We start from the raw sequence: 13431 nt of genomic DNA, 5'->3' as shown, positions 1-13431 counted from the left end.
AGTGAACGGAAAAGGACCCTTGCAATTTGCAAGGGTCCTTTTTTAAACAAACGTTTGTTTCAAATTAAGCTTTCAGTACTTTAATTCCTTTTACAATGTTCCAGATGAAGTAGTATAAGCTGATGATTCCGCAAATAGCTAAGACAATCATTGATCCAATTCCAAGTGTTATATCTGCTTGTTCAGATCCCATGCCCATAATTCCTAAAATGGCTACGCCGATAAATGTAGCGATACTTGGAATGATGTGTGTCCATAGAGCACGTTTTGCATGTGGTTTTGTTTCAGCGTCTCCTACAATCCAAACGATAATAGGGAATAAGATAGGGGCAAATAGTACACTAAAGTATGATAACGCAGCTAATATTTTATTTCCGTTCATATATATCACCTCATGAATAATTTCTGTTGTTATACTATTATTATGCAATAATTTTGGCAAACTTCCTATCGATGAACATTACAAGAACGTGACGATTTTGTAAGATTTTCTGTTAAATAATAAAATTTTCAAAAAAATCTTTTTTAATAGAAATTGTTATGGTACAGTATAAATGAAAGTTGTTGAAAGCGTTTTCTTAAACGTTTTTTTATTTTAGGCTTAAAGGTATGATGACCTGATAGCCTATTGATGAGGTTATTCTATTTAAAAGGGGATTTTTTAGGGGGAGAGAACAATGAACACATGGACACAAGTTTATGATCCATTCGGAAACATTTGGATTTCGGCAGCGGTTGCACTTATTCCGATTATCTTTTTTTTCTTAGCTTTAGCAGTTTTCCGCATGAAAGGGTATGTCGCAGGATTTATTACAGTCGTACTTACAGTTTTAGTAGCGTTATTCGCTTATAAAATGCCGTTCACGATGGCAATGGCAGCAACCGGGTACGGTTTTTTGTACGGATTATGGCCAATTGCTTGGATTATCATTATGTCGGTATTTTTATATAAGATTTCTGTGAAAACAGGTCAATTCGATGTGATTCGTGCATCGGTATTATCGATTACGAACGATCATCGTCTACTCGTTATTTTAATTGGATTTTCATTTGGAGCATTTTTAGAAGGAGCGGCAGGATTTGGGGCACCAGTAGCGATTACAGCAGCACTTCTTGCGGGTCTTGGGTTAAATCCTTTATACGCAGCAGGTCTTTGTTTAATTGCCAATACTGCACCAGTGGCGTTCGGAGCGATGGGAATTCCGATTACAGTTGCTGGACAAGTAACAGGTATTGATCCACATAAAATTGGACAAATGGCTGGGCATCAATTACCGTTCCTATCATTATTTGTTCCATTCTTTATCGTATTTTTAATGGATGGATTTAAAGGGATAAGACAAACGTGGCCTGCGTTACTTGTAGCGGGTAGTTCATTTGCGATTACGCAGTTCATTACAGCGACATTTTTAGGGCCAGAACTTCCGGATATTACATCGGCACTTGTAAGTTTAATTAGTTTAGCGCTGTTCTTAAAAGTTTGGCAGCCGAAAGAAATCTATCAATCCGGGCAAGCAAATAGTGAAGTAGCAGCAACAACGACAGCAGCATCGATGCCGAAATTAACGTTTGGAAAAGTAGTAAAAGCATGGTCTCCATTTATCGTATTAACGGTTATGGTAGTCATTTGGAGCCAAAGTTTCTTTAAGGCATTATTCGCTCCAGGAGGGGCTTTAGCAAGTCTTGTATTTAAGTTTGAAATTCCAGGTCTGCATAATCTAGTAATGAAAGCAGAGCCGATTGTAAATAAACCAACGCCTTACGAGGCAATTCTGAAGTTTGATGTATTATCAGCAACCGGAACGGCGATTTTAATTGCTTGTATCATTTCCATGTTTATTTTGAAAATGAGTGTAAAAGATGCAGTAGTGACATTTAAAGAAACGTTAAGTGAATTAAAAATGCCAATTCTATCAATCGGATTCGTACTAGGGTTTGCATTTATCGCAAACTATTCTGGTCTATCTTCTACGTTAGCGTTAGCATTAGCCGGAACTGGCGGACTATTCCCGTTCTTCTCACCTTTCTTAGGATGGATCGGTGTATTCTTAACAGGGTCTGATACGTCAGCGAATGCACTGTTCTCGAATTTACAAGCAATTACAGCGCAGCAAGTCGGTGTATCTGAAGTGCTTCTCGTTGCAGCAAATACAACAGGCGGTGTAACAGGTAAAATGATTTCCCCGCAGTCGATTGCGATTGCTTGTGCAGCAGTTGGTCTTGCTGGAAAAGAATCGGATTTGTTCCGTTTTACAGTGAAGCATAGTTTGTTCTTCGTAATAATTGTAGGGATTATGACTTATGTTCAGGCTTATTATTTAACGTGGATGATTCCATAAACAACAAAAGAAATAAATTTTGAATTTTCCAGATTATAGTGTATGATGGGAAAGTATTGAAAATTAAATCAGTGATAAACTAGGGGTGCCTAACGTATGCGTAGGTTGAGAGAGAAGCGCGTGAACTTCTTAACCCTTTGGACCTAATCTGGCTCGTACCAGCGTAGGGAAGTTAACGGCTTTACATAATGATGTCTTTATGAGCCAGGTCCTTATTTTTTTATGGACCTGGCTCTTTTTATGGAAGATGCGCAAATTGGGAATACCGACAGTAGTGGATAGGGTTGTTCAACAAGCAATCAGTCAAGTGCTTGGTTCAATATTTGAAAAACAATTTAGCGAATCTAGTTACGGCTTTAGACAAGGGCTCTTTTATGTTTGTATTTCGGAACTTCATCATATTTCTCTAAATAATAAGCACGGTAAGTAGCTTCACGAAGTTGTACAGAGTTGGCAGCTTCAACCATGTAATAACGAAGATACTGGTTTCCCGTTCGTGTCATGGGTGTTCGTTCCGATTCAAAGTTTCCAGATTGCGATTTTTTCCAGTAAAGACCGGTGTATTTGGCCAATTGTGCTTCGTTCTCAAAGCGTTCAATTTGTCCAACTTCCGCAATGATTCCCGCGGCGTATACGACTCCAATTCCTGGAACACTTGTTAAATATCTCGCTTCTGGAATGGCTTCGAAAAAAGCAGTAATGCTTTTTTCTATTTCTTTGATTTGTTTTTTCAATGTTTGAATCAATCGTGCATAAGTGGCTAATACAACGTCCACAGAGTCTTGAACGACCTTACCTAGTCGGTAGGATTCACGTATGGCTTTCTTGATGGTTTTCGCTAAATCTTCCGGGTCGTTAAAGCGTCCTTTCCCCTTTTTCTGAAGAAGAGTAGCGAGTGCTTCTAGATCCATTTCTGCGATTTCATCCAACGAAAGGGAATCTGAGAGTATTTCCATCATCGTCGCACCAAAAACAGAGGTATTTAACTCTTTCGATAACGTATTACATTTGTAGTAAAGGTTCTCCAGAAAGTGTTGCTTACATTCTGTTTGCTGGTGAACGAGTTGATATCTAGATCGTGTTAAACGTTGAAGGGCAACGTATTTTTCCTCCTTGATAAGAAACTTATTATACCGCCCGATTCGTAAAAAATCGGCAATACGGAAAGCATCTATTTTATCGGTCTTATCTTCTTCAAAGAGTTTTTTATACCGATGGATGGCTTTTGGATTTTGTACGACCACTTCCACGTCTAAAGCCCTCAAATCCTTATCTTCCGTTAGGAACATGGAAGGATGGAAACTATAGACGGAAGTAGATTCCATGCCAATGACAATTTTTTTATAGTTGTACAACTGGTGAAAATGGAGAACATCCTCCTTAATGGCGTTGGCACCATTCACATCGTTTGAAAGACAAATTTCTTTCAAAACAGTGTCATGACTGTCAAGAAAACATACATCAAGTTTTTCAGAGCTTACATCAATAGCTACGAATAATCTCAAAGAAAGGAGCTCCTTTCTTTGAATAGTATTTGGAATGAGCTTGGATACTGTGGGATCTCCCTAGAGTCCAAAACATAGCCACAACCTCGCGTATGAGTATTCAATGATTGCCTTCATCTAAGCTGCCCTCCCACCACTATGAGAGGTAAGTGAAGGAAACCGATACAGCTTGTGCGTATGCAGTGCATTTCGGTCTGGATCACAGTCTTTTAACGTGGTCGAACTACAGGAGGAGTAAGCATATTCCCGATGGGTCCATTTCTACACTTCCATTATCTGGGTAAATCCCCCAGTATCCAAGACTAAATTTTACCCATACATCATTTTTTTGATGTAGCTCTTGAAGATAAAAACTATTTAATTTTCAAGGAACAGTTATTAACTTAAAACTTATTATACGAGGAGGGTGTATCATGAAAAAAATATGTTTTGTATTAATTGTCGACGCTGGTATAAATTATGGTTCAATATTTTCTCTACCATTTTTAAGGAATCAGGATGATTTGAAGGGATATTTTTCTAAGTATTATGATGTTTCAATTAATTATATTAGGGATAAAAACTCAGTTGACTATTTGGTAGTTCCCAAACCGTGTCCATCTTTTGATAATGAAAATAATCTTCCAATAATTGAAGTACCAGCAATCTTATTTATGAAAAAGGATTTTGAAAAAATAAAGACTTATATAGACAATTATTTTTCTAATAACTCATAAAGAAAATAAAAGTACAGTAAAAAGAAGTCCGATAAAAAACGAGTGGTGTAGAATATTTCTATTAATCATTCGTTTTTTATTATATTTACATATATTTTTTAAAAGAGGATTATAGACGTTCTGAAAAAAATTAATTATAACAAGAACAGTGTTCGTGCTACTATCTACGGTTATTTTTTATACTAAGTACCCCTTTAACTAACAAGACAACAAAAAAATATTAACATATTAAGGAAAAAGATTAACATATTAAGGAAAAAAGATTAACATATTAAGGAAAAAATGTTACAATAAATGTAAGAGCTTTCTCTTTGAGTTTTAGCTCTGAATAATAAAGATAGTTAAATCACTAAATGGAGGAGAAAGTAATGACTAATTTATTGCGTAAACTAGCAGATGAAGAAATGGAAACGTCGCTATCTAATGGAGGAGCAAGTTACATTTGTTCCTTGTATAGTAAATTGTTACCTGTCGCTATTGCAGGTTGTATGGCAGGTAACAGTAGCAGTTGTAGCGAAATGCAGCATTACACACAATGGCTTCATGATAACTGTTAATAATAATTATTTTTTCAAAGTAAGATAATACAATAATATGGAGGAGCAGGTCAATTTTGTTCCTTGTATAGTAAATTGTTACCTATCGCTATTGCAGGCTGTATTGCGGGTAACAATAGCAGTTGTAGCGAAATGCAGTATTACACAGAATATCTTCATAAATACTGTTAATAATAATCTATTTTTCAAAGTAAGATAATACAATAATAGAAAAGTGATTTAACTATCTGATTATTCTAATTTTAGGAGGATAAAATGAGTCAATCATTTTCAATAGTCATTATATGTAAAAATGAAGAAAGAGTAATAGAGAGATGTATAGAAGCTATACATGAGGACTTACGAGAAGATGATGAAATAATAGTTGTTGATACTGGTTCAACAGATAATACATTGAGTATCTTAGCTACAATGGAAAATATAAAAATCTTTCATTTCGATTGGAACGATGACTTTGCAGAAGCTAGAAATTTTGGAATTTCTAAATCCAGTAAAGATTGGATCTTTTTTATAGATTCTGATGAAATTTTAGTAAAAGGTAGTATTGATCATCTTGATGATGCTATTAAAAATACGTTGAAACATGCTAACAATAGAGAAAGAATTGTTTTTGCACCGAAAATAATAAATACAGATGATTCTGTTTTTTATAATGCTGGTAGAATTCTGCCTAACGATAACACCGTTAAATTCGAAGGAGTTATTCATGAATACCCTATTGTGATAGAGGAAAGCTTAAATCTAGTGTCTATAAAAATATCTAAAGTAGTGGTAAAACATGATGGGTATGAAGATGTCGTGATAAAAAATAAGAATAAAGCACTCAGGAACACAACTTTAATAGAAAAAATTCTTAAGCAAAATCCCAATAATTCTAGGTACTATTATTTTTACTATAGAGATGCTAAGCCGATGTTGACTGATCAAGAGTATGAACAAGGAATGCTTAACTTTTTTAAAAAATTTCCTGATGACTCTTATAGTAACCAGGTTGCTAAGGATTTAGGCTTTTATTATTTAAGTAAAAATAAAAATGATGAAGCAGAAAAGTATATTACTATGCTTTTTGAAAGTGCCGAGAGGGGAACTGTGGAAGATCGTTCTGTAGCAATATATCTCACAGGAATAAAAGAAATTCAAAAATTGAAATCCCAACAAAAAGAATTACTTAGGTTGCTAATTTATACTAGAGACAATGTTTTAAATCAAGAAGAATCACTGTTTGAAAATGGATATGCATTTGATGATTTAATAGGATTATTATTTTTTGAGTTGGAAGATTACAAAACTGCTTATGAAATAGCTCATAAGCTCAATTTAAATAATTTTTCTTCTAATCTTTCAAAAATGTTAAAAAAGCTTGATCAGATATATAAATAAATTCAAAAAAAATCACTTAATATAATTTTCAATAACATTAAAAAATGACTGATTTTTCAGTAGAAGGAGAGTAATTATGAAATATGAAGTCATTCCTCAGATTGGTAAGGAAGACTGTGGCGCAGCGTGTGTGGCTATGATAATGAAGAACTATTTTGCAAAAAAGTCTCAATCTGTGAAGTTCGACCATTAATTAAAAATACTTCGTTGGGGACTAACTTTTTTGATTTAAAAAAAGGTCTAAAACGTTTAGGAATTAATGGAACTGTTTCACAAGCAACTAAGCAGAGAGAGGTATTTGATGAAGTTTCTTATCCGTTTATTACACAAATTGAGAATGAAGAGGGAATACATTTCGTTACAGTTTTTGAAAAGAAAAAATCTAGTTTAATTATTGGAGATTCTACTAAAGATAAGCAACAAGTAATGACAATAAAGAAGTTCATAGAAATATGGCAACCGTATGTATTAGAAATTGATTTAGAAAATTCTGAAATACAGTATGAAATAGAACAAAATACTAAAGAAGTGAGTATCTGGAAAATTTTGAAATTAGTAAAATGGCAACTTGTTATATCATTTGTCCTATCAATTGTAATTTATCTCCTGGGTGTAGTGCTTGCAAATATTTATTCTCTGTACTTCAACTTTCTGATACCACAAAAGCTAAGTGCACTTGTATTAGAATTAATGGGTGTTTATCTAGTGATAAATATCTTAAATTTCGTATTATCTTTTACTAATAATTTTATGTATAACTTGATGAGTAAAAAAATTGACAAAAGAATTATTGAAAAATATTTTAAAGGCTTGTTAGCTAAACCAAATATGGCAATTGAATCTTATGAGGTAGGAGAATTGCTTACTAACCTCTCAAACGTATTAATGATCCGACAAAGATTTTTAACTTATCTTCAAATGATTCCGGTGAATGTTATAACTATGGGATTCAGTTTTTATTTGTTATTCAAATCTGAAAGTAGATTATCCGGTCTTGTTCTTGTATTAATTGTTACGCTTTTGCTTGTACTTTATTTATCACAAGGACGTTATGAAAAATTGAGTAAATCGTTGGTCAAAACGGGCCAAGAATTTAATACTACAGTAGTCAATATTTTTAGCAACATGAGTATTATTAAACAGCTTAGTTTAGAAACTGAATTTGGAAACAGAGGAGTAGATAAACTTACGGACTATATTGGTACGAGAACAAAAATGTTTAATTTTGATTCTATGCAAAATCAACTTAAAACATTTATTTTATCTTCATTTAACATTTTGCTATTTTCATGCGGAGTGTATCTAATTATTAATAACCAATTATCAACGGGTGTTCTGCTAACATTTAATGCATTACTTTCTTATGTGACAAATCCAATTCTTAATCTTGCTAACTTACAGTCATCACTGGTACAAGGAAAAGTAGCACAAGCTAAACTCTACAATATAATTGAATCAAGAATTAAATTTTTTGGAGATGAGGTACTTGAAATACCCGCAGAAGATATAGAAGTTAGTTTTGAAAATGTATCCTTTGATTATGATTCAACAGCTAAAATATTTAGAAATCTTTCAATAGATATTAAGGGTAATAATCTTGCTATTAGTGGATTAAATGGGGTAGGAAAGTCAACATTTGGTAAATTGATCGCTCGTCTTTATATTCCTGATAATGGGAGTATTAAGGTTAATGGACAAAACTTACAAGATGTTTCAGAAGAATCTATTAGAGATAATATTATTTATGTAGATGGACGTGAGAGTTTATTTGAGTCTGATGTTTTAGATAATATCAAGTTAGGACGGGATATTGAAGACAAATATATCATAGAAACTATAAATGAACTCAACGCTGATTCTGCTTTTCAAAATATAGACTTTGAAAATGTAGATGGTACACAGTTAAGTTTAGGGCAAATGCAAATTGTTAAAATACTACGTTCTACATTGATCAAAAAGAAGATTTATATTTTTGATGAAATTACAAATGGTTTAGATGAAGATGTAAAATTATCTGTTATTAACTATTTGCTAAACTTAGAAGGATTGAAAATTTTTATAACACACGATAAAGAGGTAACAGAAAAATGCCTGGAAGAATTTATTGTCAAAGATAACAATATAATAAAGAAGGCGATAATATGAAAAAAATAATTATTAGTATTTCAATTCTGGTGTTAGCAGGTTTTTTTGGAATGTTTATGTATCACAAAATGACCTATGAAAAGACTAATTATGAATATACAAAGTTTAATCAAATTCCGAATATAGTAGAAGAAAATGAAAAAGTGATTATTTTCGTGAAGCAAGATGGTTGCGCACCTTGCAAACTAGTTGACCCTATTGTGAACGATTATGCAAAGAGAAATAAAGGGATAGTATACACTATCATTGGAAACAAAGACAAAGATTATGTCAGCCAATCAAAAAAATATCATATTGAGGGAACCCCTACATTAATATTTTATCGAAATGGAAAGGAAGTTCAACGTATGAATACTGCTTTTACTGACACAGAATTTCAGCAAACGATAAAGGAAGTGGACTTCTGATATGAAAAAATATGGAGTTTTAGGAGTAATTATTATTATTTTTTTGCTAAGTATTTTTTTTCTTTATAGAGAAAATACAGTGTTAAAAAGAAATAATTCTACTTTGGAAATAGAAAAACAAATTGTTATTGATAATACAGGAAGTTATGATTATCTCAATTCAATTACAGTAGATTCATTTGAAAAAAGAATTAAAAATGGGGATGATATTTTTGTTTATATCGGAAATAGTCAGTGTTCCGATTGTTCTTTTTTCTCAAAAATATTAGAGAAGGAAGTTAAAACTTTTCCTCTTAAAGACTCACTTTATTTAGTAAATATAAGTAATATACATCAAGATAAAAATAGGTGGTTAGCGTTCAAAAAAAAATACGGTTTTGATCAAACGCCAGCATTTTTATTATTTCAACAAGGTAAAGTAAAAAGCATGATTCAGTGGGATGAAAAAAATGGCTTGAGTGAAGAAATTTTTCATAATTGGTTAGAAGAGAATGAAACATTTATTAGGAAACTTGAAATGAAATGATTTGTCACGTTTAGAATTCCAAAAAAATCACCTTCGCAAGATTTTTCAAAATTAGATTATAGAAGAAAAGTTCATAAATGACTATAATAAAGTATGTTAACGAACGAAATGAAATAGCAAAATGCAGCAGAGACAAAGGCTCTTTGTCAAACGGGACTGATGAATGTATTTGGCAAGTAAAAAATGGTTCTTCCCGGAGTTAGTTGAAAAGTCTTATTCTCTCCAAAAGTAGAATCTTTGTCCGCAATGTGGAGAATTGGCATCGACCATACATGATTCTTTTAATAAGCTTTAACTTGTTTATGCTCCCTTCGGCAAGACCATTATTATTCTCATAAGTTACCGCATTTCTGACAGCTTCAATATCCCGGGCTAATCCATTCGTAAAGCTCTTAAACTCTTGTATATTAGTATTCTTAATTTTCTCGATACAATGGTCGAGATTCTCAACACTCTTTGTGGTGAAGATGTTTTTAAACTCACATGTTAAGTCATAAACTATTTTTACAATAGGGTGTTCTTCACAAACACGTTCAAATTGCTCTTGTGTAATAGCTTCTACCTTTTCCAGTGGCTTGTAAAGAAGTTTTAAGATATTTGAACGTTTTATGGTTTCGGTTAGAGTATGTGATTCACTAAAGGTTTGAGCGCGCTCTCTCTTCCTCTGCTTTAATTCATGTACATATTTTCGCAAGTTAGATGATGAGCCGTTATAACCCTTTTCCTGGATTATTTTTTCTATTTTCGAACTCATTAGCCCTCGCTCGAATAAATCTTTAATCTCCTCTTTGTAAGGATCCAATTTACTACTCCGTTTTTTTCCATAAGAAGCATGTACCGGCGTGAAGTCTTCATCGAAATACCGCTTTATCGTTCTACGATCAAAGCCCGTTCTACGGGATATTTCCTTATTACTAAGCCCAAGCTTCTTTAACTCTCGTACTTCATTTATATCGTTCATTTTCCTTTGTACCTTTTCTTAGTGAATAATCGTTGCTTGCTTTTTAAATTTTTTCTGCTTTTCCTCTTCTGATAGACGTATTAATTTGTCATATGTCCGAACGTCCATATTTAGCTGGCTACATATCCAGCTTTTACTGTTCCCATCAGCTTTATATTGAAGTGCACGTTCGTACTTTTCCTTAATAGTTAGTTTACGATTGATATTGCTTTGCGGGATATTATCTTGTTGCGTACAAGTTTCCTCACATTTTGATTCATCCACAGGGATTTTTACGGAGTTCTTTAGTTCCTTCTTTAATACATCAGACGCATAATCTGTTAGATTTTTTAAAATGTGGAAGCAATCGCTTACTTGTACAGCTTCTGGGTGTGCTTCGGTTATTGCGTTATGATATGTGATAGAACCATCTCTTGCTACAATTTCCAGGATGGATCGGTGTATTCTTAACAGGATCTGATACGTCAGAGAATGCACTGTTCTCGAATTTACAAGCGATTACAGCGCAGCAAGTCGGTGTATCTGAAGTACTTCTCGTTGCAGCAAATACAACGGGCGGTGTAACAGGAAAAATGATTTCTCCGCAATCGATTGTGCAGCAGTTGGGCTTGCTGGAAAGGAATTAGATTTATTCCCCTTTACAGTGAAGCATAGTTTATTCTTCGTAATAATTGTGGGAATTATGACCTATGTTCAGGCTTATTATTTAACTTGGATGATTCCATAAGTAACAAAAGAAATAAACTTTGCATTTTTCAGATTATCGTGTATGATGAGAAAGTATTGAAAATTAAATCAGTGATAAACTAGGGGTGCCTAACGTATGCGTAGGCTGAGAGAGAAGCGCGTGAACTTCTTAACCCTTTGGACCTGATCTGGCTCGTACCAGCGTAGGGAAGTTAACGGCTTTACATAATGATGTCTTTATGAGCCAGGTCCTTATTCTTTTATGGACCTGGCTCTTTTTATTTTGGCATACGCTGGCCATATCTCGTCCTTGTCACGTACAGGGGGGCAAAAAAGGTTATGAAACAATCTGTTTCATCTGAGCAAATTGAATTGAAATCGAGTTTACCAGGAAGTAAGAAAGTATATGTGGATGGGCCACGCGCGGGTATGAAAGTGCCGATGCGCGAGATTGAACAAAGTGAAACGAACGGCATTCCGAATCCGCCAATTCGTGTATATGATACGAGCGGTCCTTATACAGATCCTGCGTATAAAGTGGAGCTGGAAAAGGGGTTGCAGGCGCCGCGCCATTCTTGGATCCTGGAGCGCGGAGATGTAGAAGCATACGAAGGGCGTGAAGTGAAACCAGAGGATGACGGTGTGAAGGTGGCTTCGAAACATACACCTGTCTTTCCACAAATGGATCGTCAGCCGCTTAGAGCGAAGCAAGGGGCAAACGTTACGCAAATGCATTATGCACGCAATGGCATCATTACGTCTGAGATGGAATATGTTGCGATCCGTGAAGGAGTAGAGCCTGAGTTTGTTCGTAAGGAAATCGCGGAAGGTCGAGCTATTTTACCAGCAAATATTAACCATCCGGAAGCAGAACCGATGATTATTGGACGTAACTTCCATGTGAAGGTCAATGCAAATATAGGAAACTCTGCTGTATCTTCTTCTATCGCAGAAGAAGTAGAGAAGATGACGTGGGCAACGCGCTGGGGTGCAGATACGATTATGGATCTATCTACAGGTAAAAATATTCATACGACACGTGAATGGATTATTCGTAACGCGCCTGTACCAGTTGGAACTGTACCGATCTATCAAGCGCTGGAGAAAGTAAATGGAATTGCAGAAGATTTAACGTGGGAAGTGTATCGTGATACGTTAATTGAGCAAGCGGAGCAAGGCGTTGATTACTTTACAATTCACGCGGGCGTATTACTTCGCTACATTCCGATTACTGCAAAGCGTACGACAGGTATCGTTTCACGCGGTGGTTCGATTATGGCACAGTGGTGTTTATTCCATCATAAAGAAAACTTCTTGTATACTCATTTTGAAGAAATTTGTGAAATTATGAAGCAGTACGACGTTTCGTTCTCTCTTGGAGATGGATTACGTCCAGGTTCGATTGCAGATGCAAATGACGAAGCGCAATTCTCTGAACTTGAAACACTTGGTGAATTAACGAAGATTGCTTGGAAACATGATGTGCAAGTGATGATCGAAGGACCTGGACACGTACCGATGCACTTAATTAAAGAGAATATGGAGAAAGAACTTGATATTTGTCAGGGTGCGCCGTTTTACACACTTGGGCCATTAACGACAGATATTGCACCAGGTTATGACCATATTACATCCGCAATTGGAGCTGCGATGATTGGCTGGTTTGGAACGGCAATGCTTTGCTATGTAACGCCGAAAGAACATTTAGGTTTACCGAATAAAGATGATGTACGCACCGGTGTTATTACGTACAAAATTGCAGCGCATGCGGCTGATCTTGCAAAAGGACATAAAACGGCTCATCAGCGTGATGATGCACTTTCAAAAGCACGTTTCGAATTTCGTTGGCGCGATCAATTTAATTTATCTTTAGATCCTGAACGTGCGATGGAATATCACGATGAAACGTTGCCTGCAGAAGGGGCAAAGACAGCTCACTTCTGTTCAATGTGTGGACCGAAGTTTTGTAGTATGAGAATTTCACATGATATCCGTGAATATGCAAAAGAAAATGATTTAGAAACGACAGAAGCAATTGAAAAAGGAATGAAAGAGAAGGCAGAAGAATTTAAAGAAGCTGGTAGTCATTTATATCAATAACACATTACACCTCTTTACTTGATTGATCACACTGTGGTACCTAACTTTATTATAGAAGAAGCCCCATTTGCTAAGACGGTAGCAAATGGGGCTTCTGTTGTTTATCCC

13 protein-coding genes, 2 pseudogenes and 2 riboswitches are annotated in these 13431 nt (G+C 34.9%); of the genes and pseudogenes, 10 read left to right on the top strand and 5 right to left on the bottom strand.

The window, feature by feature from the left end; genetic code table 11:
- Positions 1-64 precede the first annotated feature (64 nt).
- Positions 65-382, bottom strand: a complete 318-nt coding sequence (locus AC1Q8M_RS22475) for a magnetosome magnetite crystal formation protein family (RefSeq protein WP_053563349.1) — start codon at positions 380-382, stop codon at positions 65-67.
- A 295-nt stretch (positions 383-677) separates the two neighbouring features.
- On the opposite strand from AC1Q8M_RS22475, the gene lldP reads away from it, so the two are divergent.
- Complete coding sequence (gene lldP / locus AC1Q8M_RS22470) at positions 678-2339, top strand: L-lactate permease (RefSeq protein WP_061660887.1); 1662 nt, start codon at positions 678-680, stop codon at positions 2337-2339.
- Positions 2340-2410: 71 nt separating this feature from the next.
- Positions 2411-2526: riboswitch (TPP riboswitch) on the top strand.
- Positions 2527-2695: 169 nt separating this feature from the next.
- Here lldP and AC1Q8M_RS22465 read toward each other — a convergent pair.
- Positions 2696-3844 carry an IS110 family RNA-guided transposase gene (locus AC1Q8M_RS22465; RefSeq protein ID WP_423191814.1) on the bottom strand — a complete coding sequence of 383 codons (1149 nt, stop codon included), beginning with the start codon at positions 3842-3844 and terminating at the stop codon, positions 2696-2698.
- 413 nt (positions 3845-4257) lie between these two features.
- Between AC1Q8M_RS22465 and AC1Q8M_RS22460 the strand changes: the two genes are divergently transcribed.
- From AC1Q8M_RS22460 to AC1Q8M_RS22430, 7 genes are all read left to right on the top strand, one after another.
- Positions 4258-4560: a hypothetical protein gene (locus AC1Q8M_RS22460; protein WP_098361570.1), complete on the top strand. Its 303-nt coding sequence runs from the start codon at positions 4258-4260 to the stop codon at positions 4558-4560.
- Positions 4561-4928: 368 nt separating this feature from the next.
- A complete protein-coding gene (locus AC1Q8M_RS22455; protein ID WP_000183241.1) occupies positions 4929-5117 on the top strand; it encodes a hypothetical protein in 189 nt (62 codons plus the stop codon).
- Between the two features lie 255 nt (positions 5118-5372).
- Positions 5373-6497, top strand: coding sequence for a glycosyltransferase family 2 protein (locus AC1Q8M_RS22450; RefSeq protein WP_000083335.1), 1125 nt, complete (start codon positions 5373-5375; stop codon positions 6495-6497).
- 76 nt (positions 6498-6573) lie between these two features.
- Complete coding sequence (locus AC1Q8M_RS22445; RefSeq protein WP_080545911.1) at positions 6574-6690, top strand: cysteine peptidase family C39 domain-containing protein; 117 nt, start codon at positions 6574-6576, stop codon at positions 6688-6690.
- Positions 6669-8642, top strand: coding sequence for an ATP-binding cassette domain-containing protein (locus AC1Q8M_RS22440; RefSeq protein WP_255263021.1), 1974 nt, complete (start codon positions 6669-6671; stop codon positions 8640-8642). The genes AC1Q8M_RS22445 and AC1Q8M_RS22440 overlap by 22 nt, the downstream gene beginning before the upstream one ends.
- The gene (locus AC1Q8M_RS22435; protein WP_000720262.1) at positions 8639-9049 is read left to right on the top strand and encodes a thioredoxin family protein; all 411 of its coding nucleotides are present in this window, start codon (positions 8639-8641) and stop codon (positions 9047-9049) included. Before AC1Q8M_RS22440 ends, AC1Q8M_RS22435 begins: the two co-directional genes overlap by 4 nt.
- A gap of 1 nt (position 9050) precedes the next feature.
- Positions 9051-9575, top strand: coding sequence for a thioredoxin family protein (locus tag AC1Q8M_RS22430; RefSeq protein ID WP_098250830.1), 525 nt, complete (start codon positions 9051-9053; stop codon positions 9573-9575).
- A 199-nt stretch (positions 9576-9774) separates the two neighbouring features.
- Here AC1Q8M_RS22430 and AC1Q8M_RS22425 read toward each other — a convergent pair whose 3' ends face one another.
- The 3 genes and pseudogenes from AC1Q8M_RS22425 to AC1Q8M_RS22415 form a co-directional block, all read right to left on the bottom strand.
- Entirely contained in the window at positions 9775-10536 is a 762-nt protein-coding gene (locus AC1Q8M_RS22425; RefSeq protein WP_255263019.1) for a transposase, read from the bottom strand.
- An 18-nt stretch (positions 10537-10554) separates the two neighbouring features.
- Positions 10555-10800, bottom strand: a complete 246-nt coding sequence (locus AC1Q8M_RS22420) for a transposase (RefSeq protein WP_420913105.1) — start codon at positions 10798-10800, stop codon at positions 10555-10557.
- A 51-nt stretch (positions 10801-10851) separates the two neighbouring features.
- Positions 10852-11013 (bottom strand): annotated as a pseudogene (locus tag AC1Q8M_RS22415) (transposase); the annotation flags it as partial.
- Between AC1Q8M_RS22415 and AC1Q8M_RS22410 the strand changes: the two are divergent.
- A pseudogene (locus tag AC1Q8M_RS22410) lies at positions 10959-11263 on the top strand (L-lactate permease); the annotation flags it as partial. The pseudogenes AC1Q8M_RS22415 and AC1Q8M_RS22410 sit on opposite strands and share 55 nt — an antisense overlap.
- A 71-nt stretch (positions 11264-11334) precedes the next feature.
- A riboswitch (TPP riboswitch) is annotated at positions 11335-11450 on the top strand.
- Between the two features lie 112 nt (positions 11451-11562).
- Positions 11563-13323, top strand: coding sequence for a phosphomethylpyrimidine synthase ThiC (gene thiC / locus AC1Q8M_RS22405; protein ID WP_098250829.1), 1761 nt, complete (start codon positions 11563-11565; stop codon positions 13321-13323).
- Positions 13324-13431 lie beyond the last annotated feature (108 nt).

This window comes from Bacillus sp. GW823-FHT06A10, assembly GCF_058795375.1.
The sequence above is the reverse complement of the archived record's forward strand: the minus strand, read 5'-3'. Positions and strand labels throughout refer to the sequence as shown.

Bases quoted from the DNA above. Each gene is read 5' to 3' on its own strand.
- AC1Q8M_RS22460 (WP_098361570.1), top strand. From the start codon at position 4,258: ATGAAAAAAATATGTTTTGTATTAATTGTCGACGCTGGTATAAATTAT.
- AC1Q8M_RS22450 (WP_000083335.1), top strand. From the start codon at position 5,373: ATGAGTCAATCATTTTCAATAGTCATTATATGTAAAAATGAAGAAAGA.
- AC1Q8M_RS22435 (WP_000720262.1), top strand. From the start codon at position 8,639: ATGAAAAAAATAATTATTAGTATTTCAATTCTGGTGTTAGCAGGTTTT.
- AC1Q8M_RS22475 (WP_053563349.1), bottom strand. From the start codon at position 382: ATGAACGGAAATAAAATATTAGCTGCGTTATCATACTTTAGTGTACTA.
- thiC (WP_098250829.1), top strand. From the start codon at position 11,563: ATGAAACAATCTGTTTCATCTGAGCAAATTGAATTGAAATCGAGTTTA.
- AC1Q8M_RS22430 (WP_098250830.1), top strand. From the start codon at position 9,051: ATGAAAAAATATGGAGTTTTAGGAGTAATTATTATTATTTTTTTGCTA.
- AC1Q8M_RS22445 (WP_080545911.1), top strand. From the start codon at position 6,574: ATGAAATATGAAGTCATTCCTCAGATTGGTAAGGAAGACTGTGGCGCA.
- AC1Q8M_RS22425 (WP_255263019.1), bottom strand. From the start codon at position 10,536: ATGAACGATATAAATGAAGTACGAGAGTTAAAGAAGCTTGGGCTTAGT.
- AC1Q8M_RS22455 (WP_000183241.1), top strand. From the start codon at position 4,929: ATGACTAATTTATTGCGTAAACTAGCAGATGAAGAAATGGAAACGTCG.
- lldP (WP_061660887.1), top strand. From the start codon at position 678: ATGAACACATGGACACAAGTTTATGATCCATTCGGAAACATTTGGATT.